This window comes from Burkholderia oklahomensis C6786 (assembly GCF_000959365.1).
Classification (GTDB): Bacteria; Pseudomonadota; Gammaproteobacteria; order Burkholderiales; family Burkholderiaceae; genus Burkholderia; species Burkholderia oklahomensis.
Genome location: NZ_CP009555.1, coordinates 3,837,256 through 3,860,725 on the forward strand (window position 1 = coordinate 3,837,256; position 23,470 = coordinate 3,860,725).

Sequence of the window (23,470 nt, forward strand, 5' to 3'; positions counted from 1 at the left end):
CGGGCTCCTTACTGGGCTTCGAGCTCGCCGAGCAGCGCGTCGATCGCGCTCGCGGCGTCGTGGTCGCGGCCGGCGTCGTGTGCGCGGTCGATCGCCGCCGCGCAGCGCGCGAGCGTGCGCTCGTCGAAGATCGTGCGCAGCGGCAGCGTCAGCGCCCACTGCAGGTTCGCCTGCGCGTTCGCTTGCGCGGCGAGCAGCGAATGGCCGCCGAGCATGAAGAAATCGTCGTCGCGGCCGATGTCCGGCAGCTTCAGCACGCGCCGCCAGATCGCCGCGAGCGCGCGCTCGGTGTCGGTGCGCGGCGCGTCGACGACCCGCTCGTCGAAGACGGGCGCGGGCAGCGCGCGGCGATCGCACTTGCCGTTCGGCGTGACGGGCAGCGCGTCGAGCGCGACGAGCTGCGCGGGCACCATGTACGCGGGCAATTGCGCGCGCAGCCGTTCGATCTGCGCGGCGCCGTCGAATCCGGCGGGCGCGGCGCACGCGACGTAGCCGACGAGCCGCTCGTCGCGCACGATCACGACGGCGTCATGGACGCCTTCGCCCGCGCGCAGCAGCGCCTCGATCTCGCCCAGCTCGATCCGCTGGCCGCGCAGCTTCACCTGCGTGTCGATCCGGCCGAGATAGACGAGCGCGCCGTCCGCGCGCCGTCGCGCGAGGTCGCCCGTCCGGTAGAGCCGCGCGCCCGCCGCGAACGGATCGGGCACGAAGCGCTCGGCCGTCAGCGCCGCGCGGCCGAGGTAGCCGCGCGCGAGCCCCGCGCCGCCCAGGTACAGCTCGCCCGTCGCGCCGGCCGGCACCGGGTGCAGCGCCGCGTCGAGCACGTGCAGCTGCACGTTCGCGATCGGATGGCCGATCGGCACGGCGGCGCCGGTCGCGTCGCCGGCCGTGCAGGTCCAGTGCGACACGTCGATCGCCGCCTCGGTCGGCCCGTACAGGTTGTGGAGCGTCGCGCCCGGCAGCCGCGCGGCGACGCGCGCGACGAGCTCGGGCGCGAGCGCCTCGCCGCTCGCGACGATCGTTTTCACGCTCGCGCAGCGCGCGGCCGCGCCGAAATCGTCCAGATACGCGACGAACGCGGCGAGCATCGACGGCACGAAATGCAGCGTCGTCACGCGATGCGCTTCGATCGCATCGACGAGCCGCGCCGGATCGCGATGGTCGCCGGGCGCCGCGATCGCGAGCGTCGCGCCGACGGAAAGCGGCCACACGAACTCCCACACCGACACGTCGAAGCCGAACGGCGTCTTGTGCAGCACGACGTCGTCGGGCGTCAGGCGATACGCGTGCTGCATCCACGCGATCCGGTTCGCGAGCGCGCCGTGCGTGTTGCCCGCGCCCTTCGGCTTGCCGGTCGAGCCCGACGTGTAGATCAGGTACGCGAGCTGGTCGGGGGCAATGGCAGCGGCAGCGGCGGCAGCGGCGGCGGGCGTCCCGGCGGGAAGCGCCGCCGGCGCGCGTTCGATCAGTTCGTCGACGGTGACGACGACCGCGGCGGCGCCCGCGAGCGCCGCGTCGACGTGCGCACGCAGATGCGCTTGCGTGATCACGACGGGCGGCTTCGCGTCGCCGAGCAGATACGCGATCCGCTCGGCCGGATAGTCCGGATCGACGGGCAGATACGCGGCGCCCGCCTTCATCGCGCCGACGAGCGCGACGACCATGTCGAACGAGCGCTCGACGCACAGCGCGACGACCGAGTCGGGCCGCACGCCGGACGCGGCGAGCGCCGCCGCGACGCGGGCGGCCTTGTCGTCGAGCTCGGCGTAGCGCATCCGCGCGATCGCACCGCTGCCGCTTGCGTCGGCGAATTCGAGCGCGATCGCGTCGGGCCGCGCGCGCGCGGCCGCTTCGAACTGCGCGAAGAGCGGCGCGCGCTGCGCGTCGGGCCAGCGCACGCCGGTCGCGTTGCATCGCGCGATCAGCGCGAGATCATCGGCGTCGGCGCACGAGATCGCGCCGAGCGGCGCATCCGGATTCGCGATCAGGCCGCCGATGCACGCGGCGAACGCGCGGTGCAGCGCTTCGACGCGCGCCTGCCCGATCCGCGCGGGATCGTAGCCGTAGTCGATCGACAGCGTGTCGCCCGCTTCGATCACGAGCGTCACCGCGAAGTCGGTCGCCTCGATGTTGCGCAGGTCGCGCTTTTGCAGCGCGCGCGGATCGCGCCCGTGCCACGCTTCGTCGACCGGATAGTTTTCGAACACGACGAGCGTGTCGAACAGCGCGCCGCCCGCGCCCGCCCATTGCTGGATCTCGTAGAGCGGCGTATGCGCGTGCTCGAGCGCCGCCGCGTTGTCGCGCTGCAGGCGCGCGAGCCATTCGCGCGCGGCAAGCCGGGGCTCGGGCGCGGTGATCACCGGCAGCGTGTTGATGAAGAGGCCGAGCACCGTGTCGACGTCAGGCAGCGCGTCCGGGCGCCCGGCGACCGTCGCGCCGAACGCGACCGCCGCGTGGTGGGTCGTGCGCTGCAGCGCGAGCGCCCAGGCGCCCTGCACGATCGTGTTGACGGTCACCTTGAGCCGGCGCGCGGCGTCGGCGACGCGCGCGGTGTCGGCAGCGGACAGCGCGGCGCGCCAGTTCGCGCGGCCGGTCGCCTCGCGAGCGGCTGCGCCGTCGCCGGACGCGCCGTTGCCGGACGCGTCGTTCGCGCCGCGCTCGCGTTCGGCGACGTGCGTCGGCTCGTCGAGCCGCGCGAGCCGATCGAGCCAGAACGCGCGGTCGGCGCCGGCGTCGCGCCGCGCGAGCCACGCGATGAAATCGCGATAGCGCGTGCGCGCCGGCGCGGCGAACGGATTCGCGCGCGGCGGCTCGATGTAGTCGCGCAGCACGTCCGCGAAGAGGCGCGCGGTGCTCCAGCCGTCGAGCAGCAGGTGATGGCGGGTCCAGACGAGACGCCACTCGGTCTCGCCCGTGCGGATCAGCGTCACGCGCATCAGCGGTGGCGTCGCGAGATCGAAGCCGCGCGCGCGGTCGTCGGCGAGCCACGCGTCGAGCGCCGCTTCGACGCGCGCATCGTCCGGATGCGCGCCGCGCCAGTCGACGATCTCGACCGGCATCCGCGCATGACGATGGACGACCTGCATCGGCGCCGCTTCGTGCGCGGCAAAGCCGGTGCGCAGGATGTCGTGGCGCGGGACGGCCGCGTCGAACGCGGCGCGCAGCCGCTCGACGTCCGGGGCGACGAGCGTCGCGACGAGCTGGTTCACGTACGTCGCCCGTTCCGGCGCGAACAGCGAATGGAACAGGATCCCCTGCTGCATCGGCGACAGCGGATAGAGGTCGTCGATCGCGCGGGCATCGAACGGCAGCCGGTCGAGCGCCGCCTGCGTGAGCCCCGCCGCGCGCGCGAGCGGATAGTCGCCCGGCGTGGCCCCGGCGCCGCGCTCGGCGATGCGCGCCTTGCACGCCGCCGCGAGTTCGCGCAGCGCGGCGTCGAATCGCGCGGCGAGCGCGTCGATCGTCGCGCGCTCGAACTGCGTCGCGCCGTACACCCAGTGCACCTTCAGCGCGCGCCCGTCGTTCGCGTCGACGTACGCGTGGATCGCGAGCGCGTTGCCGATCGGCCCCGCCGGGTCGCGCTCGCGGCCCGCGCCGCCGAAGCGCGGCACGAGCGCGGCGTCGCGCGGCGCGTCGAACTGGCCGAGGTAGTTGAACGTCACGCGCGGACGCGTGACCGCGGCGAGCGCGGCGCGCGTCGCGTCGTCACCGTAATGGCGCAGCACGCCGAAGCCGAGGCCCTTGTTCGGCACCGCGCGCAACGCGTCCTTCACGCCGGCGAGCGTCGCGTCGACCGCGAACGCGACCGGATAGTGGCTCGTCAGCCAGCCGAGCGTGCGGCTCGCGTCGATGTCGTCGAACAGCGCCTCGCGGCCGTGCCCTTCGAGCTCGAGCCGGCACGACGCCGCGCCCGCATGACGGCCGAGCGCGGCGACGAGCGCCGCGATCAGCAGTTCGACCGCGTGGGTCCGGTACGCGGCGTTCGCCTCGGTCAGCACGTCGCGCGTGAGCGCCGCATCGAGCGTCTGGATCACGACGTCGGCGTCGGCGTTGGTCGCGATGGCGTGCGGATGGTCGAGCCGCAGGTCGTCGTGCGGCGCGGCGAGCGCCGCCCAGTACGGCCGCTCGGCGGCGAACGGCCCGGCCGGATCGCGGGCCGCGCGCGCGAGCCGGGCCGCCCATTCGGGCGCGCTCGCGCCCGTCGGCCCGAGCCGCACCGCGCGGCGCTCGCACGCGGCGCGGTAGGCGGAATCGAGATCGTCGAGCAGCACGCGCCACGACACGCCGTCGACGATCACGTGATGGATCGCCAGATACAGCTTCGTCGCGCCCGCCGCTGTCCCATTCGGCAGCGCGGCCGCGAACGCGCACGCGAGCGGGCCGCGCGTCACGTCGAGCGTGCTTTGCAGCGCGTCGAACTGTGCGAGCGCGTCCGCTTCGTCGCGCGCGGCGGCGGCCGCGAGCGGCAGCGCGTCGAATGCGCGCGGCGCGTCGGCGAGTCGCCACGCGCCGTTCGCGCCCGTTCGCGCGAAGCGCTGGCGGAACACGGGATGATGGGTCAGCAGCGCGTCGAACGCGCGCGCAAACGCATCGAAATCGAATACGCCGGCGACGTCGAGCTCGATCGACTGGTTCCAGTGGCCGCGGCGTGGGATGTCGAGGTCGAAGAACCGAAGCTGCGCGGGCGTGAGCCACGTTTCGTCCGATCGCGCGGCGGACGACGGCTGCCCGGCGGCGGCGCTCGCGCTGGCCGCCGCACCGTCCTTCGGCGCGACGGCTTCGATCGCAACCGCGACGCGCGCGAGTTCGGCGACCGTCGGGCCGTCGAACAACTGCTTCGGCGTGAACTTGACGCCGCGCTTGCGCGAGCGCGCGATCACCTGCAGCACGAGGATCGAATCGCCGCCGAGCTCGAAGAAGTTGTCGTGGCGGCCGACGCGCGGCGCTTTCAGCACCTCGCGCCAGACGGCCGCGAGCGTCTCTTCGATCCGGCCTTGCGGCGCGTCCTCGTCGGCGGCCGACGCGCTCGCGGGCGTCGCCGCGAGCGCGCGCAGCGCCGCGCGGTCGATCTTGCCGTTCGCGGTCACGGGCAGCGCGTCGAGCACGACGAGCGCGGCGGGCACCATGTAGTCGGGCAGGCGCGCGGCGAGCGCGTCGCGCAGCGCATCGCCCGAAAGACGCGCGCCGGCTTCGGGCGTCGCGAACGCGACGAGGCGCAGCCGGGCGTCCTGCTCGACCGCGAGCGTCTCGGCTTGCGCGACGCCGGACAGCGCGCGCAGCGCGGCGCTCACCTCGCCCGGCTCGACGCGATAGCCGCGGATCTTCACCTGATCGTCGAGACGCCCGAGGAAGTCGAGCCGGCCGTCCGCGCGCAGCCGCACGCGGTCGCCCGTCCGGTAGACGCGCGCGCCCGCTTCGTGCGGATGCGGGACGAAGCGCTCGGCGGTCGCGGCCGCGCGGCCCAGATAGCCGCGCGCGACGCCGGGGCCGCCGAGGTGCAGCTCGCCGATCGCGCCGACGGGCACGCTCGCGCCGTGCGCGTCGAGCACGCACGCGTGCGCGTTCGGCAGCGGCCGGCCGAGCGGCACGCCGCGCGCGGGCGCGGCGCCTGCGCCGGCCGCCGCCGCGCCGCGCAGGTCCGCCTGGGCCGGCGCGGACGTGTCGCAGACGAGCGCGCCGACGGTCGCTTCGGTCGGCCCGTAGTGATTGATCACGCGGCAGCCGGGCCTGAGCGCGGCGATCCGCTCGACGAGCGTCCACGGCAGCGCCTCGCCGCCCGTGACGAGCGCGTGCGCGGGCAGCACGTCGGCCGCGCGCTGCGCGTCGAGCAGCGCGTGCAGGTGGCTCGGCACGATCTTCAGCACGCCGACGTCGCGCGTCGCCATTTCGTGCGCGAAGCGGTCCGGATCGAAGGCCGCGTGCGCGGGCAGCAGATGCAGCGTGCGGCCCGAGCACAGCGCGCCGAACAGCGTCGTGTGGCCGAGGTCGGCCGCGACCGTCGACACCATCGCCATCGACGCGTCCGGCGCGAACGCGAGCTCGTCGAGCATCCCGGCGACGTAGTCGGCGAGCGCGCGATGCGAGACGACGACGCCCTTCGGCGCGCCCGTCGAGCCCGACGTGAAGATCAGATACGCGGCCTGCTCGGGCAGCGGCGGCACGCGCGGCGCGGCGGCGTTCGCGAGCGACGCGTCGTGCGCGCACGCGTCGACGTCCTGCACGGCGACGCCGTCGAAGTCGCCGAGCGCGCCGGGATCGCCCGCCGCGAGCATCCGGCGCGCGCCGCACGCGGCGAGCGCGGTCGCGATCCGCTCGCGCGGCGACGCCGGATCGAGCGGCACCGCGACCGCGCCCGACTTCAGCACGCCGACGAACGCGACCGCGAAGCGCGCCGAGCGCTCGACGCAGATCGCGACGGGCGTCTCCGCGCGCGCGCCGTCGCGGCGCAGCGCGAGCGCGACGCGGTTCGACGCGTCGTCGAGCTCGGCGAACGTGAGTTGCGTGTCCGCGTCCGCGAGCGCGATCCGGTGCGGATGCTCGGCCGCTTCGCGCGCGAACAGCGCGAGCACGTCGGACGCGGTCGCGAGCGGCCGGCCGGCGAGCAGCGCGCGCGGCGCGCCGCCCTGGGCAACCGCCAGCTCGGCGATCGCGCGCCGCGGATGGCGCATCGCGTCTTCGACGAGCGCCGCGAAGCTGTCGAGCCACGCTTGCGCGGTCGCTTCGTCGAGCCCGTCGAGCGCATACGCGGCGACGAATTCGATGCCGCGCGGATCGTCGGTGAAATCGAGCGCGAAATCGAAGCGCGCGGCCGGATCGAGCCCCGGCGCCATCCGCACCGACGCGCCCGGCAGCGACGCGGACAATTCGAGATCGAACTGCTGCGCGAACTTGACCCGCAGCCACTCGTCGCCGCGGCGCACGGGCGGCTTCACCGCGTCGACCACCTTGTCGAACGGCACGTCCTGGTGCGCGAACGCGCCGAACGCGGCGTCGCGCACCGATGCGGCGAGCGATTCGAACGACTGCGCGGGCGACACGTGCGCGCGCAGCGCGAGCGTGTTGAGGAACAGGCCGACGAGCGGCGCGGTCTCCGGACGCGCGCGCTGCGCGATCGGCGCGGCGACGGCGAGATCGCGCTCGCCCGTCAGGCGGAACAGCCATGCGTCGAACGCGGCGAGCAGCACGGTGAACGGCGACGCGTGCAGCCGGCGCGCGGCATCGCGCACCGCGCCCGACACGGCGGACGAAAGACGCAGCGCGAGCCGGCCGCCGCGATAGTCGCGCTCGGCCGCGCGCGGCCGGTCGAGCGGCAGCGCGAGCGGCGCGGGCGCGTCGGCGAGCGCGGCGCGCCAGTAGGCGAGCTGGCGCGCGGTTTCGCCCGCATCGAGCGCGTCGCGCTGCCATTGCGCGTAGTCCGCGTACTGGATCGGCAGCGTCGGCAGCGCGGGCTCGCGGCCTTCGGCGAACGCCGCGTACGCGGTCGTCAGCTCGTCGAACGCGCAACGCGAGCTCCAGCCGTCGCTGACCGCGTGGTGCGTCGTCAGCAGGAAGCGCTGCGCGCCGTCGGCGAGCGTCACGAGCAGCGCGCGCACGAGCGGACCGTCGGACAGGTCGAACGGCGCGCTCGCGTGGCGCTCGGTCAATTCGGCCAAGCGCGCGGCGCGCGACGACGCGAACTCGCCGCGCAGATCGACGGCCGCGATCCGCACCGGCAGCATCGCGTGGATTCGCTGCACGACGATCCCGTCGTCGTTCTCGACGAGCGTCGTGCGCCATGCCTCGTGACGCGCGATCAGCGCATCGAGCGCGCGCTGCAGCGTGTCGAGGTCGAGCCCGCCGTCGACGTCCCAGTGGAACGACACGTGATAGGCGGCGCCCGCATCCTGCGTGCGCGCGAGCACCCAGAAGCGCTGTTGCGCGAACGACGCGGGACGCTCGACGGCGCCGGCGGCGTTGTCCGTATCGGCGCGCGGCGCCGGCGCGGCGGCCACGACCGGCCGATCCGCGCCCGGCCGCGCGCCGTCGATCCGCGCGGCGAGCTCGGCAAGCGGCGCATCGTCGAAAATCGCGTCGAGCCGCAGATCGACGCGCCATTCGAGCCGGATCGCGGCCTGCAACTGCATCGCGGCGAGCGAATCGCCGCCGCGCACGAAGAAGCGGTCGACGCGGCCGATCGGTGCCGGATCGTTCAGCAGGCGCCGCCACAGCGCGGCGACGCGGCGCTCGGTGTCCGTGCGCGGCGCGTCGAAACCGGCGGCGGCCTCGACGGGCAGCGCCGCGACCGCGTCGCGCAGCGCGGCGCGGTCGAGCTTGCCGTTCAGCGTGTAAGGCAGCTTGTCGAAGCGCGCGAACCGGTGCGGCAGCCATGCGGCCGGCAGATGCGCGGCGACGTGGGCGCGCAGCGCGTCGTCGTCCGGCCGCGTATCGGAGGCGGAATCGCCGGCGGACGTCTCGGCCCGCGGCCCGGCCAGCGCGACGCACGCGATCAGCTGCGTGCGCCCGTCCGCCGTCTCGGCGAGCACGCCCGCGTCGCGCACGCCCGGATGCGCGAGCAGGCACGCGGCGATCTCGCCCGGCTCGACGCGCACGCCGCGCACCTGGACCTGATCGTCGATCCGGCCCAGATAGTCGAACGAGCCGTCCGCGCGCTCGCGCGCGAGGTCGCCCGTCCGGTAGATCCGCGCGCCGGGCTCGCCCGTCGGGTCCGGCGCGAAGCGCTCAGCGGTCAGCGCCGGGCGGCCGTGGTAGCCGCGCGCGAGACACGCGCCGCCGAGCAGCAGCTCGCCCGCGTCGCCGTGCGCGACCGAGCCGTCCGCCTGCTCGACGCGCGCGACGCGCCGGCCGATCGGCCAGCCGATCGGCAGCGACGCGTAGCCGTTGCCGTCTTCGAGCGCGGGCGCCGTGCCCGGATCGACCGGCCAGAGCATCGGCGAGATCACGGTCTCGGTCGGCCCGTAGCCGTTGACGAGACGGATCGACGGAAACACGCGGCGGATCTCGTCGAACGTGTCCTGCGACATCGCCTCGCCGCCGAACAGCAGCACGCGCAGCGACGGCGGCACGCCTTCGCGCGCGCATACCGCCGCGAACTCGCGCAGGTACGCGGGCGGCAGCGTCGTGTTCGTCACGCGCTCGCGCGCGATCAGCGCGTGCGCGGCGTCGGGCGGGAACGGCGGCGGATCGCTAATGACGACGCTGCCGCCGACCGCGAGCGGCACGAGCCACGCCTCGATCGCGACGTCGAAGTTCACCGACGCGAAATGCAGCACGCGATCGCCGGGCCCGATCGGCAGCGATTCGGCGAGCGCGTCGCCGTGCGCGGCGAGCGGGCCGTGCTCGACGACGACCGCCTTCGGCGTGCCCGTCGAGCCGGACGTATAGATCATGTAGGCGGCCGCGCGCGGATGCACCGCGACGTCCGTGCACCCGTCGTCCGCCTCGCCGCCGTGCACGCGCGGCGCGGCCGGGTCCGGCCGCGCGACGCTCGCGACGTCGAAGCATTGTGCAAAGCGCGCGCGCATCGCGGCGTCGGCCGACGCGTCGACGATCCCGTGCGCGAGCCCCGCATCGCGCGCGACCCAATCGAGCCGCGCGGCCGGATGGCGCGGATCGAGCGCGACGAACACGCCGCCCGCCTTCATCACCGCGAGCAGCGCGACGAACAGGTCGCACGAGCGCGCGACGCAGACGCCCACCCGCACTTCCGTCGTCACGCCCGCCGCGCGCAGTTGCGCGGCGAGGCGCGCCGCGCGGTCGTCGAGTTCGCCGCGCGACAGGCGCACGGTGTCGGGCGAAAACGACGCAAGCGCGGGCGCGTCGGGATCGAGTCGCGCGAGCGCGTGGATTCGTTGATGCAGCGCAGTCGGAAAGCTCGTCATAGGGCGTGAAGTCCGTTGGATCCGGCCGCCTCGGCCGTTCGTTCATGTCGCCGGCCGCAAGAGGGCCGCTTCAACAGTGAGACGAATCACGCGTGAAATTTTTTACCGCGCCGTTTACCCGGCGCGGCGGCCGGCACGTTGCCGGCGCGCGCCGCGACGGCTCCGCAGGCGCGCCCGGACGCCGTCGCCGCCGGCATCGACGCCCGCCAGCGCGAAGGCCGCGGGTAAACATTGCGCCCGCCCGTTCGTCTAGCAGTCAGAGGGCGCGCACGCGCCTCGCCGTCCGCTTCGCGCATCGAAGCGCCGTCCCGATCTTCACTTGACTCGTAACCTGCCGATGACCGCTGCCACCGGGCGCCTCGACGCCCCGCCCCCGACCGATTCCGGACCCGCCGCGAAGTACGCGCGGCGCCTGATCCTCGCGCTCCTGAAGCGCTCCCGCGGCGCGTTCGCGATCGCGCTCGCCGCGTGCGTGCTGAACGGCGCGTCGAGCGTGCTGCTCGTCGCGACGCTGAGCCGCGCGCTGTCGCAGCCCGAGGCGGCCGACGTCACGCTCGCGTGGCGCTTCGGCCTCTGCGCGGTGATCGCGCTCGTGACCCGGATCGTCACCGGCGTGCTGTTCGCCCGCCTGTCGCAGGACACGATGGCGCAACTGCGCGAGCACGTCGCGCGGCGCGTCGCGGCGGCCGAGCTGCAGGACGTCGAGCGGATCGGCGCGGCGCCCGTCCAGTCGGTGCTGACCGACGACGCGACCAACGTGTCGATGCTGTTCTTCGCGCTGCCGAACCTCGTGATGCACGGCTCGATCGTGTTCGGCTGCCTGGGCTATCTCGCGTGGCTGTCGTGGCCCGTGTGCCTGCTCGCGGTCGCGGCGATCCTCGTCGGCTCGGTTGGCTACCACGCGGGCGACAAGCGCGCGATCGCATGGCTCGAGGATGCCGGCCGCTCGCAGGACAAGCTGTTCGGCTATCTCGGCGCGCTCTTTTCGGGCGCGAAGGAGCTGAAGCTGCATCAGGCGCGCTCGCGCCAGTTCGTCGACGGCCAACTGGGCGCCGCGATCGCCGAAGTGCGCGACCATCGCCGCCGCGCGTTCAGCGCGTACGCGATCGGCGTCGGCTGGATCGTGTTCCTGTTCTACGTGTTCCTCGGCGTCGCGGCGTTCTGGCCCGCGCTCGGCGTGCGCGGCGACGGCCCCGCCGCATCCGGCTACGTGGTCGTGTTCCTGTTCATGCTGCTGCCGCTCGACGGGCTCCTGAACAACGTGCCGACGCTGAACGCGGCGCGCGTGTCGCTCGAGCGGATCGAGAAGCTGATGGCGCAGTTCGGCGCGCTGCGCACGGCGCCGCCGCCCGACGAGCGCGCATCGCACGCGCCGTTCGACACGCTCGCGCTGCGCGGCGTCACGCATTCGTACTTCCACGAGCGCGACGAGCGGATGTTCCGCGTCGGCCCGATCGACCTGACGCTGAAGCCGGGCGAGCTCGTGTTCATCGTCGGCGGCAACGGCAGCGGCAAGACGACGCTCGCGAAGGTGCTGACGGGCCTCTACGAGCCCGAAAGCGGCGCGATCGAGCTCGACGGCAGGCCGATCGGCCTCGCCGAGCGCGCCGCGTACCGCGAGCGCTTCTCGGCGGTGTTCAACGACTTCCACCTGTTCGACGCGCTGCTCGGCATCGTCGATCCGAACGACGCGGCCCGCGCGCAGGCCGACGCGCGCGCGAACGCGCTCGTCGCGAAGCTCTCGCTCGATCACAAGGTGCAGGTCGTCGACGGCGCGTTCTCGACGCGCGCGCTGTCGACCGGGCAGCGCAAGCGGCTTGCGCTCGTCGTCGCGTATCTCGAGGATCGGCCGCTGTATCTGTTCGACGAGTGGGCGGCGGATCAGGACCCGGCGTTCAAGGCGGTGTTCTACGAGCAACTGCTGCCGGAGCTGCGCGCGCGCGGCAAGACGGTGATCGTGATCAGCCACGACGACCGGTACTTCCCGATCGCGGATCGGGTGCTGAAGCTCGATAACGGAAAGATCATCAGCGAGACGTATGGGGCCGAGCGGGCGGCGCTGGCGAATGGGACGGTAGGCTGATTCGCAACGGAATCGGTATGCGCGGGGCGGTCATCGACGGCCCCGCGCTCGCGCCTGCGCGCACGCGTCGCTCGTTCGAGCGGCAGCGCGCGCCAAGCATTGCCACTTGCGGGCTTTCTCTTCGCGGTCTCGCGGGCATTCGTCTTCGCGACAATCAAGGCGAATCGCGCGATATCGCCAGGCCGACGTTAGCCCGCCACGCGCTTGCAATCCACGTCCGGCGCCGGAGACGGCGACGAATGCCGCTTTGGTCTGGCGTCGGCCGGGTAGCCGCTGAATGGCTTCAAATTCAGTGCGTCGAAAAGAGCCGCGATGCAGTTCGGCCGGCAAGCATCGCTCGGCCATGCTGCTTCGTCGATGCTCGGAAGGCGACTCGCCGCCATGACCGGCCTTTCGATTCGCAAAGGCGAACGCCGAGCGTTCGGTCAACGCAACCACCCGCAGACGAACGCCGGCACGGCCGCGGCATTCCCCTTAGAGCCGGAACCATTTTTCCGCCGACGTCGCGTCCGCTCGACCGGCGAAAAACGGCACGGACGCCCATGACGCTAACGGGGCGTTCTCCGGACCACCCATCGGCGGTAACGCCGTGTCTGGCATGCGGCGGCGAGCTGCTGAAACATCAGGGCCTTGAGCGGCGAGACGTCCGGATCGGCCGCGCGTCCCTCGCTGAGCCGCTTGAGCTGAAACTTGACGACCGCCATATTGGCCAGCGAGCCCAGCGCCTTGTTCTTCCAGACGATCGGCCGCAGCATCGGCGCGTTGTCCTTGCCATCCCGCCAGTCGCGCGGCAGATTCGGATCGATCGATAACGCCGTTGCGATGCCAACCATCGCGATGCCGCTGTCGATCACCGCCTCGGCCACCGCGCGGCGGCGGATGCCGCCCGTGACCATCAAGGGCATGTGCGCGGCCGCCACGATATCGCGCGCGAATTCCAGGAAGTACGCTTCGCGCGCGAGCGTGCGGCCATCGCGGGCTTGTCCCTGCATGGCCGGAACCTCATAGCTTCCCCCGGAAAGCTCCACGAGATCGACACCGAGCGGATTGAGCATCTCGACCACGCGCTTCGCATCGTCGGAACTGAAGCCGCCGCGCTGGAAATCCGCCGAATTCAGCTTGACGGCGACCACGAACCCGGGCGCGACCGCGCTTCGCACCGACCGGACGATTTCGACGAGCAGGCGTGCGCGATTCTCGATGCCGCCGCCCCACTTGTCCTGTCGCTTGTTCGTTATCGGAGAAAGGAACTGGCTCAGCAGATAGCCGTGCGCCGCGTGAATCTGTACGCCTGTGAAGCCGCTTTGTTCCGCGAGCTGCGCGCTGCGCGTGAAGCGCCGCTGCACGTCGGCGATGTCCTGCTCGGTCATTTCTCTCGGCACGGGAAACTGCCTGGACAACGCGCCGAGCTCCAGTGCGACCGCGGATGGCGCAAGCGTGGTCTGGCCGAGCGCGGCCTGCATCTGACGGCCGGGGTGATTGATCTGCATCCAGACATGCGCGCCATGCGCGCGCGCGATCCGCGCCCAACGGCGAAAGCGGTCGAGACGAGCGTCGTCCTCCAGGACCACGCCGTTCGGTCCGGTCATTGCACGGCTGTCCACCATGACGTTGCCGGTCAGGATCAGGCCGGCTCCGCCCCCGGCCCAGGCATCGTACAGGCGCAACAGCGCATCGGACGGCGCATGGTCCGCATCCGCCATGTTCTCTTCCATGGCCGCCTTGGCCAAACGGTTCGAAATCATCGCGCCATTGGGCAGGGCAAGGGGCGTGAACAGCTTCATCGGCATATCCTCGATTGACGACAGATCGACGTTAACCTTAAAGTCAACTTCAATGTCAAGCGCCGGGAGACGGGGATGAAGATTGGCGAGCTGGCGAGGCTGAGCGGCATTACCGCCTCGCGAATCCGGTTCTACGAAGCGCACGGTCTGCTTCAGCCCGCGCAGCGGCAAGCCAACGGGTACCGTGAATATGGTCCGGACACATTGACCCGGCTGGAAATCATCAATCGTGCGCAGGGCGCGGGGTTTTCTCTGGAAGAAATCCGCGCGGTCCTGCCGCCCGATCTGAATGCGTGGCCTCACGAAGCACTGCTTCAGGCCTTTCGGCACAAGATCGACGAGATCGAATTGCTCGAGCAGCATTTGGCACAGAGCAAGCGCCACCTGCTCGCCCTCATCGACGAGATCGCGAACCGGACAGAGGGCGAGGATTGCGAGGATGCGACACAGCGTGTGCTCGACAAGCTGCGTCAGGATGGGGTTGGCCAATCTCCGGCGAACGGTCGCTCGCGTCCTGCAAGAGCGCGAACACGCGCTTGATTCACGCAGTCCGAATGCCGAACGATACCCACCATAGCCGGCGCGCGCTCGGAAACCTGCGACGGGCCTCCACGGCGGAAACGCGAAAGTCCGGTCCAAGCGTCGGGGGACGGCGCGGCCAACCGAGTGGCCCCTGTCATCGCGCAAACAGTCAAGGTGACTGCGCGAACCCGAGTGGCTGAAACGGGGCGGCCGCGGCCCGATCGCGTCGCGCGGGTGCCGGCCGCTGCAGCCGTCGACCGCCCGATCGCGGACATTCGAGCGCCCGTTCGTGCTCCGGCTGCGGACCGTCGAGCGCCGATCATCCACGCGACCGCCCTGCAACCTGACAACGCCACGTCCGGCCCTCCATTCGCCATCGGAGCGCGAGTGACGTTCTCGACGACCGAGGTTTGTCAGATGGATACGCGCGACTATACTTTTATCGTCCGACGAGATTGGCCCGATCCATGGGCGCAACCTGATCACAACGCATGCGCAGCCCGATGCATGAGGCGACCCGGTAAGCCGACGTTGACGCATTGAACCCCAAGTCGCCGCCAGCGCGGAGCAACCCGAAACGTCCAACCCGTGCAGAGCAATCGAATGTCTGCGGCCTGATCCGACGCCGCGCGGTCCGCGAGCGACCTCGTGCAGCCGGTCGGCTCGGTACGGCTGCGATCGCGATGGGCGGAATCAATGCGCCCTCTTTACGTGTTCGGCGCCCGTTTTTTGCCGGCGGCGCGCCCAAGGGGTCAGTTCGTTGCAGCGGCAACCGACAGCGGGATCGGGATTCCGGGGGGAACCTGGCATGCGCTTTCAATCGAGGCCTCATCACGAACCGGGTTGGTCCTGGCCTTCCGTCGAACCGCTTTGGCCGCCAAGGGGGACACGGCCCGCCAGACGCACGGCAACCGCCTCGGCCGGCGCGTGGCATTTGTCCAGGAACCATCACTGGGCCGGTGAAAGGCATCGCGCAGCCGAGCAGATCGGCATGATCAATCGCCGCGTGCTGGTGATCAACGCCAACGACGCGACTCACCAGGATTTCCGCAGGATTCTCGCGGGCAGTGAAACCGCGCCGGCCGCCACCCGGACGCCCTTTTCCGGCGAGATTCCAGCCGCTCGCGAAGCGTTTCAGGTCGATTCCGCGTATCAGGGCCAGGAAGCGCTGGAACGGGTCGTGCGCGCGCTGGCGGAGAACAAGCCCTATGCGATGGCCTTCATCGACATGCACATGCGGCCCGGCCGGGACAGCCTTCGGACCATCGAACGGCTCTGGCAAGTGGACCCGCAGTTGCAATTCGCGCTGTGCAGCTCGCAGTCCGATTACCCCCGGGGGACGTTGACGAGGCGCCTCGGCGCAGACCACCGCGTGCTCATTCTCAAGAAGCCGTTGGACAACATCGAGATCCGCCAGGCGGCCTGCGTGCTGACCACGAAGTGGCAGACGGCCCAAGAGGCGGCCTTCAAGACGAGCGGCCTGGAAGAGGCGGTCGAGGAAAGAACCAAAGCGCTTGCCGAAGCCGACATCTTCGTCCGGAACAGTCCGGTCATCCTTTACCGTCTGCGTGGCGAGCCTTCGTTTCCGCTCGTCTACATATCGCATGACATCATCCGATTCGGCCACGACCGCGCTGCCTTGCTGGCCTCGCCGGCGTGGGCCCGCGAGCTCGTCGATCCGGACGACCAGGCCAAGGTCGATGCGGCGCTGGCGCGCGTGCTGGAGAAGGACGCCGACGACGTCTCGATCGAGATCCGCTTGCGCACCGGCGACGGCGCTTGCCGTCGCGTCGAGAACCGCTACGTCCCGGTCCGCGACGAGAGCGGACGGCTGATCGAAGTCGAAGGGATCGTCATCGACATCACCGAGCGCAAGGCAGCGGAGGAAAAGATCGCGCAGCTCGCTCGCACCGACGCGCTCACGGGCTTGGCGAATCGGGCCAGCTTCCTCGCGCGGCTGTGGCAGGCTTTGGCCGCAGCCCAGCATGGCGGCACGCCGTTCGCGATCTTCCTTGTCGATCTCGACCGCTTCCAGCTGGTCAATGACCGGCTGGGCTACCCGATCGGCGACCTGCTGCTTCGAGAGGCGGCGGCGCGTCTCAGGAACTGCACGCGCGCGAGCGACCTGGTTGCCCGGCTGAGCGACGACGCGTTTGCCGTGCTGCAGGGCGAGATGGGCGAGCCGGCGGACGCCGGGGTGCTGGCTGCGAAACTTCAAACGGCGCTCGCCTCTCCGTATCTGCTCAACGGCAACGACGTGCGTATCTCGGCAAGCATTGGCGTTCGTCCGTACGTCCAGGGCGACGCGGAGGCGGACGCCATGCTGGCGCAGGCCGAACTGGCGCTTCTCCGCGCGAAGCACATGGGCGGCAGCCGGCATCGCTTTCATTCCGACGAGCTCGACCGGGCGGTGCTCGAACGTGTCGCACTCGCCGAGGATTTGAAGGGGGCGATTGATCGCGGCGAGTTGGAGCTTCAGTACCAGCCCGAGGTCGAGTTGTCATCCGGAAATATTTTAGGAATGGAAGGATTGGTTCGCTGGCATCATCCGACGCGGGGCCTCGTTTCCCCCGGCGTTTTCATTCCGATCGCCGAGAGGGACGGCACCATGGCGGCGCTCGGGCGCTGGGTGCTGGACCAGGCGTGCCGGCAAATGCGAGCGTGGCGCGACGAGGGAGTGGCCCCGCTGATGATCGCGATCAATCTGTCTCTGTTCGAGCTCAAGAGCGCTCGAGCGTTCGTGCGCGATGTCGCCGAAACCGCCGCGAAGTGGCGTCTCGCCCCCTCCGATCTGGAGTTCGACGTGACCGAGACGACGCTCGCCAGACTGGCGTGGGCACAGTCCGACGTACTCGCGCAGTTGCATGAACTCGGCGCGAAGATCGCCATCGACGATTTCGGCAGCGAGTTCGCGTCGTTCGACTATGTCAAAGCCTATCGCGTAAACCATCTCAAGATCGCGCAATCCCTCGTCCGACGCTCCACCCTCGATCCCGAGAGTGCGGCGACGATCCGCGCCATCGTCGCCTTGGCGCACGATATCGGGATCGGGGTGATTGCCCAGGGCGTGGAGACCGAGCAGCAGCGTGCGCTGCTGGCGGCAACGAATCGGGCGACGAACGCGCAAGGCTTCCGTTTCAGCGAAGCGGTGGGCGCCGCGCGAGCCAGCGAGCTCCTGCGCCAAGGCCACATCGCGCCATGCGCGGGGGCCGGTTCGGAGGAGTAGGCGCTCGATCGTCGCGGCCGCGAGCTCCGCCCGGCCTGCGGCGCGCTGCCGACTCGTTTCGGTATGCAGCGGACGTCGAACCTGGTTAGCTCGGCCGGGATGAAGGTACAGTTGTAGAGCTGACGGCGGCTTCGACGGCATCCCGCCCGCTCGCCGCCAACACCTCCCGTCGCTTCGCGCCGTCCCCCCAGATATTCCGCTCGCGATTCCCGCCGCACGCGACGCGTCTCGAAACCCGGCGCTCCGCGGGACGAGCGCCGCGCGTTTGCGACGTATCGCCTCTCGCTGGTATCGTGGCATGCGTCACTTCCTCCGGAGGCTCCTCGTGTCGCCGACCACTCTTCTCATTCCTTCTTTCACACAGATGCTGCGCGGGCTATCGGCCTGGCTCGACAAGGCCGTCGCCCATCAACGGGCATCAGGCGGCGAACCGGATGCGCTGCTGTCGCGACGACTCGCCGCCGACATGTTTCCGCTCGCCGCCCAAATCCGGTTTGCGTGCTTTCAGGCTCAGGAGCCGATTTACCGTCTTCGCGGCGAGTCGCTTCCGCCGGCGCTCACGGATGTGCGGCGCGAAGGGTGGAATGCGGATGCGCAGCCGGGCTCGTTGAGCGATGCGCAAACGCACATCGCCGACGCGATTTCCTTTCTCGGCGGACTCGCGCCCGGCGCGCTCGACGAAGGCGCGGATCGTCCGATCGCGCTCGAACTGCCCAATGGCGTGGCGTTCGACATGACAGGCGAGCAATACGCTCGCGACTGGGCATTGCCGCAGTTCTATTTCCACTTGATCGCCGCCTATGCCATTTTGCGGAATCACGGCGTCGAACTGGGCAAGGCGGACTACGTGCCGCACATGCTCGCGTACCTCCGGCCCGGGACGACGCCGCAAGACTGAGGCCGCGACGACGAGGCTACCGGCGCGCATCCGGCTTCGGCTTCGGCTTCGGCTTCGGCATCGCCAGCAGCCGGTCCGTCATCTCGTCGGCCAGCCGCAGCGCCGACATCGGCCCGCCGAACCCCCAGATATTCCGCTCGACGAGCGCGACCCGCCCTGCCCGTCGCGCCGGTACGAACCGCCAGATCTTCGAATCGAGCTTCGCGTCGAGCGGCACGCCCGGCTCCGTCGCGCTGACGAACAGCACCGCCACGTCGGGCTGCTTCAGCAGATCCTCCGACGTCACATACGCCGTGCCTTCGCGCGTCGGCTCGCCCGGCCACGGTTCGAGGCCGAGCGCGCGCGCGACGCCCGCCGACGCGCTGTTGCCCGTGAACGCCCAGTAGCGATCCGGCAACCCCAGCTCCTGCAGCCACGCGACGCGCTCGCCCGCGCGTCCCGCCGCCGCGATGCGCCGCGCGTCGCGCGCGAGGCCCGCGTCGACCTGCACTTCAACCGCACGCGCCTGTTGCTCGCGGCCCGTCAGGCAGCCGATCGTGCGCAGGATCGCCCGCGCCCAGTCGAACTGCGTGACCTGCCGCCCGTCCTGCACGTAGTTCGGGCTGTACTTGAACAGCACCGTCGGCGCGATCCGCGACAGCGCATCGAAGATCGGCGCATGCCGCAGCCCGACGCCCAGGATCAGATCGGGCTTCGCGGCCGCGATTGCCTCGAGGCTCGGCTCCTGCCGCGTGCCGACGTCCGGCACGCGCGCGAGCCGCGCGTCGTCGTAGCCGATCCAGACCGGGTAGTACGCGGGATCGGCCATGCCGGCCGGCGTGATGCCGAGCGCGGCGAGATCCTCGGCGAACATGAATTCGAGCACGACGATCCGCACCGGTCGTGCGGGCAGCGCGCGGCTGAATTGGGACACGGCCGGATCGTCGGCGAGCGGCCTGCAGACGGCGGGCGGCTCGCTCGCGCGCGCCGGTTGCGCCGAGCACGCGATGCCGGCGACGAACGCCGCGGCCATGGCGGCCGACGACCGTGCGCGCCACGCACGGCCCGGCGCGTGCGCCCGCCGCGTCGCGCATGCGCCGGCCGACAACCGCAGCCGTCGCGCAACGTGCGTCGCTCGCGTCGGCAGCATCTTGCCCGTCTCGACCGGCAGCCGCGGGAACCTCACGAACCTCACGAACCCCAAGCGAGATATCGCTCTCGCCATTGCCGCGACGCCGGCATCGACCGGCAGCCCCATGAATCGCAGCCCGCGCGCCGTCAATGCGCGGCGTCCTGCTTCGCGAGCTCGTCGTCGCACATCGTCAACAGCAGCGGACAGCTTCCACACAGTTGGTCTTCCCCAGGAATTTCATTGCGCAGGCAGCACACGCGGCGCGCGCGGAACGGATCGGGCAGCCGTGCCGAGCACGGCTTCACGCGGCGCACCGGCAGCCGCAGCGGGTTCGCGTCGCCGTGCGCGTCGACGGGACCGAACAGCCACGCGGCGTCGGCGGCGGCGCGCGGCACGTGCGCGCATTGCTCGAACAGATAGTCGAGCAGGTTGCCCGCGTTGGCCCACAGCACGCGCGGCGACAGCTTGGCGAGCGCGCCGAGCGCATCGATCGTCGCGCGCAGATGATCGACGAGCGCCGCGTAACGCGGCGCGGGTTCGGATTGCGCGGGGCGCAGCGCATCGGGCTCGAAGATCAGCGCGATCGGCATCCCGGCGCGCAGCGCGACACGCATCCGCGACGGCGTCATGTCGAGCGGCCGGCCGAGCAGCAGCGCGGCGGCGAGGCCCGCCGACGCGGCCAGGTTGAAGTAGTACTTGCTCCATTGCGACAGCAGCGCGCGCGCATGCACGCCGGCATCGCCGCCGTACAGCGCGGCCATCGCGCCGACGAGCGCATCGCGCCGGCTCGCGAGCGCCGCGGCCGGGATCACGTCCGGCGGCTCGCCGCGATCGATGCCGAGCGCGGGCTCGTCGTGCGCATCGGGCGCGCCGAGCCATACGTGCTCGAGATAATGCGCGATCGATGCCGGCGCGAACGTCGAAAAGCGCGTCGCGCGAACGTACGCCGTCACCGCCCGCCCCGCCGCTCGCGCCGCGCTTCGGCGATCAACAGCGCGAGCAGGTACGGCGCACCGATCAATGCGGTCAGCACGCCCGCCGGAATCTCGCGCGGCGCGAGCAGCGTGCGCGCGGCGACGTCGGCGGCGGCGAGCACGAGCGCGCCGCACGCGGCGGCGACCCACAGGCGCGTCGCATGCGTGCGCGCGCCGAGCATCGCCGCGAGATGCGGCGCCATCAGCCCGATGAAGCCGACCGGACCGACCGCCGCGACCGCCGCGCACGCGGCGAGCGTCGCGATCGTCAGCACGAGCGGGCGCAGCACCGCGATCGGCAGGCCGAGCGCGGCCGCCTGATCGTCGCCGAGCGCGAGCAGATCGAGCGGCTTCGCGAGCAGCACGAGCGTCGGCAGCGCGAGCACGCACCACGGCAGCAGCGCGACGACCTCGCCCCAGCTGCGCCCATACGTGCCGCCGACGAGCCAGACGACGAAGCGCGCGGGCTGCACGCTCTCCTGCGTGATCAGCCATTGCGCGAGCGTCGTCCACAGCGTGCCGATCACGATGCCCGTCAGCGCGACGGCGAGCGGCGCGTAGCGATGCCGGCGATTGAGCAGGAGCGTCAGCGCGAGCGTCGCGCCGCCGCCCGCGAGCGATGCGGCGACGAGCGTCCCGTGCGCGGCGAGCGGCCATGCGACGAGCGTCGCAAGCGTCGCGAATCCCGCGCCTTGCGTGACGCCGAGCACTTCCGGCCCGGCGAGCGGATTGCGCACGATGCTCTGCATCAGCACGCCGGCAGCGCCGAGCAGCGCGCCCGCGAGCAGCGCGCACAGCAGCCGCGGCGCGCGCAGGTCGAGCACCATCCGCGCGAGGTCGTCGCGCTGCGCGAGCGCGGCGAGCCAGCGTCCGGGGCCGAGCCACGCCGGGCCGAACGACGCGCCGACCACGAGCACCGCGCCCGCCATCAGGAGCAGCAGCGACGCGACGGCCGGCCACGGCAGCGCGGCGAGCGCACGGACGACGCGAGCGCCGCCGCGCGTGTTCGCCTGCGCCTGCGTCGCCTGCTGCGCCGCGCCGGACCACGCGGCGCCGCGACGGATCATCGCGAGCATCAGCGGCGTGCCGGCGAACGCGATCGCGACGCCCGTCGACAGCGTCGAATCGAGTCCGAGCGCGAGCACCGCGCTGTCGGTGACGAGCACGAGCGCGCCGCCCGCGAGCGCGGCGAGCGGCACGAGCGCGCCGAGCTTCGACGCTTTCGCGCCGCGCACCTGCCGCATCAGGTTCGGCGCGATCAGCCCGACGTACGACAGCGGCCCCGCGATGCTGACCGCGACGCTCGCGAAGCCGACCGCGACCGTCGTCGCCGCGAGCCGCGTCGCGTCGACGCGCACGCCGGCCGCGGCCGCCGCATCGTCGCCGAGCGCGAGCGGATCAAGCGGCCGGATCACGAGCGGCAGCGCGACGAGCGGCGCGACGAGCCACGCGAGCGCGTCGCGCAGCCCGGCCGCGCCCGGTTGATAGAGGCTGCCGCTCGCCCACAGCGACGCGCCCACGACCGTCTCTTCGAAGAACGCGAGCAAGAGCGTCGTGATCGCCGAGAACAGCAGCATGCACACGCTGCCCGCGAGAATCAGCCGCAACGGCGTCGCGCGCCAGCCGCCCGCCGCGGCCGACACGCAGCCGGCGGCGGCGAGCCCGCAGACGAACAGGAGCGGCACCGACGCGTGGCCGGCGAGCGCCGGCACGAGCATCGCGGCGATCAGGCCGAGCTGCGCGCCGCCCGTGATGCCGAGCAGATCGGGCGCGGCGAGCGGATTGCGCGTGAGCGCCTGGAACAGCGCGCCCGCGACCGCGAGGCAGCCGCCCGCGACGAGCGCCGCGGCGACGCGCGGCGCGGCGAGGTCGAACAGCATGATGTGCGCGAGCTGCGCGGCGTCGCTGCCCGCCGGCGCGGCGAGCCACGCGCGCCATTCGGGCGCGAGCCGCATCGCGGCGACGGCGACGATCAACGCGGCGAGCGCGCCGGCGATTGCGCCGACGCGGCTCGTCGCGACCGCGCGCGATGCTTCCGACGCGAGCGCGCCGCGGCACAGGCGCTTGCGGACGGCGAGCGTCGTCATGCGGCGAGATCCCGTTGCGCGCGAGCGTCGGCGCGGCGCACGCCGGATTCGCCGTCCGCGTCGCCCGCACCGACGGCCGTCGTCGATTCGACGTCGAGCACGCCCTCGTATGCGGGCACGCACATCGGCGCACCGGTGAGCGGATGCGCGGTCTTCAGCATCGCGACGCCGAACGCCGCCTGCAGAGGATGCGGCTCGAGCATCGCGTCGGGCGTGCCCTGCGCGACGATCCGGCCCGCGCGCATCAGCACGATCTCGTCGCTGTACGCGGCCGCCTGGTTGAGGTCGTGCAGCACCCAGACGATCGTCAGGCCGCGCGCGCGGTTGAGCCGCCGCAGTTCGCGCAGGATGTCGAGCTGGTGATGGATGTCGAGATACGTGGTCGGCTCGTCGAGCAGCACGATGGGCGCCTGCTGCGCGAGCGCCATCGCGATCCACGCGCGCTGCCGCTCGCCGCCCGACAGCGCCGCGACGTCGCGCGCCGCGTCGTCGGCCAAGCCCGTCGTCGCGAGCGCTTCGTCGATCGCGTCGCGATCGGCGCGCGACAGCCCGCGCAGCCACCCGCCGTGCGCGTAGCGGCCGTACGCGACGAGCTCGCGCACCGTGAGCCCCGAGGGAATCTGGTTGAATTGCGCGAGCATCGTCAGCGTGCGCGCGAGCGCGCGCCGCCGGTACGAACCGAGCGGCGCGCCGTTTATTTCGACGTCGCCGGACAGCGCGGGCTGCAGCCCGGCGAGCGTACGCAACAGCGTGCTCTTGCCGCAGCCGTTCGGACCGCATAGCGCGGTCACCCGCCCCGCCGCGATCGACAGATCGAGGCCGTCGAGCACCAGATGATCCCGGTAGCCGACGCTCAGCGCGCGCGCCGCGAGCGCCGCCACCGTTTCGTCTTTCATCGTTTCTTCAT

The 23,470-nt window shown here is 71.8% G+C and carries 10 protein-coding genes; 4 read left to right on the top strand and 6 right to left on the bottom strand.

Annotated features, from left to right (window positions below):
• Window positions 1–8: 8 nt before the first annotated feature.
• Window positions 9–9,878 (bottom strand): siderophore malleobactin non-ribosomal peptide synthetase MbaJ, encoded by a 9,870-nt coding sequence (gene mbaJ / locus BG90_RS17075; RefSeq protein ID WP_045568244.1) that lies wholly within the window; start codon window positions 9,876–9,878, stop codon window positions 9–11.
• A 337-nt stretch (window positions 9,879–10,215) separates the two neighbouring features.
• Between mbaJ and BG90_RS17080 the strand changes: the two genes are divergently transcribed.
• On the top strand, window positions 10,216–11,961 hold the full coding sequence (locus BG90_RS17080) for a cyclic peptide export ABC transporter (protein ID WP_010103756.1): 1,746 nt from the start codon (window positions 10,216–10,218) through the stop codon (window positions 11,959–11,961).
• A 548-nt stretch (window positions 11,962–12,509) separates the two neighbouring features.
• On the opposite strand, the gene BG90_RS17085 is transcribed toward BG90_RS17080, so the two are convergent.
• The gene (locus BG90_RS17085) at window positions 12,510–13,745 is read right to left on the bottom strand and encodes an NADH:flavin oxidoreductase/NADH oxidase family protein (RefSeq protein ID WP_025989813.1); all 1,236 of its coding nucleotides are present in this window, start codon (window positions 13,743–13,745) and stop codon (window positions 12,510–12,512) included.
• Window positions 13,746–13,820: 75 nt separating this feature from the next.
• Here BG90_RS17085 and BG90_RS17090 point away from each other — a divergent pair, with 75 nt between their 5' ends.
• The 3 genes from BG90_RS17090 (at window position 13,821) to BG90_RS17100 (ending at window position 18,391) form a co-directional block, all read left to right on the top strand.
• Window positions 13,821–14,285, top strand: a complete 465-nt coding sequence (locus tag BG90_RS17090; RefSeq protein WP_010103760.1) for a MerR family transcriptional regulator — start codon at window positions 13,821–13,823, stop codon at window positions 14,283–14,285.
• Between the two features lie 973 nt (window positions 14,286–15,258).
• Window positions 15,259–17,493: a putative bifunctional diguanylate cyclase/phosphodiesterase gene (locus BG90_RS17095; RefSeq protein WP_010115508.1), complete on the top strand. Its 2,235-nt coding sequence runs from the start codon at window positions 15,259–15,261 to the stop codon at window positions 17,491–17,493.
• A gap of 325 nt (window positions 17,494–17,818) precedes the next feature.
• A complete protein-coding gene (locus BG90_RS17100; RefSeq protein WP_010115510.1) occupies window positions 17,819–18,391 on the top strand; it encodes a DUF1993 domain-containing protein in 573 nt (190 codons plus the stop codon).
• Window positions 18,392–18,407: 16 nt separating this feature from the next.
• On the opposite strand, the gene BG90_RS17105 is transcribed toward BG90_RS17100, so the two are convergent.
• Genes BG90_RS17105 through BG90_RS17120 form a run of 4 tightly spaced genes read right to left on the bottom strand, consistent with a single transcriptional unit; the run spans window position 18,408 to window position 23,459 of the window.
• Entirely contained in the window at window positions 18,408–19,628 is a 1,221-nt protein-coding gene (locus BG90_RS17105; RefSeq protein WP_374189760.1) for an ABC transporter substrate-binding protein, read from the bottom strand.
• Between the two features lie 20 nt (window positions 19,629–19,648).
• Window positions 19,649–20,455, bottom strand: coding sequence for a siderophore-iron reductase FhuF (gene fhuF, locus BG90_RS17110; RefSeq protein ID WP_010115514.1), 807 nt, complete (start codon window positions 20,453–20,455; stop codon window positions 19,649–19,651).
• Complete coding sequence (fhuB, locus tag BG90_RS17115; RefSeq protein ID WP_045568245.1) at window positions 20,452–22,563, bottom strand: Fe(3+)-hydroxamate ABC transporter permease FhuB; 2,112 nt, start codon at window positions 22,561–22,563, stop codon at window positions 20,452–20,454. The genes fhuF and fhuB overlap by 4 nt, the downstream gene beginning before the upstream one ends.
• Window positions 22,560–23,459, bottom strand: coding sequence for an ABC transporter ATP-binding protein (locus tag BG90_RS17120; RefSeq protein WP_010103777.1), 900 nt, complete (start codon window positions 23,457–23,459; stop codon window positions 22,560–22,562). Before BG90_RS17120 ends, fhuB begins: the two co-directional genes overlap by 4 nt.
• Between the last annotated feature and the right edge of the window lie 11 nt (window positions 23,460–23,470).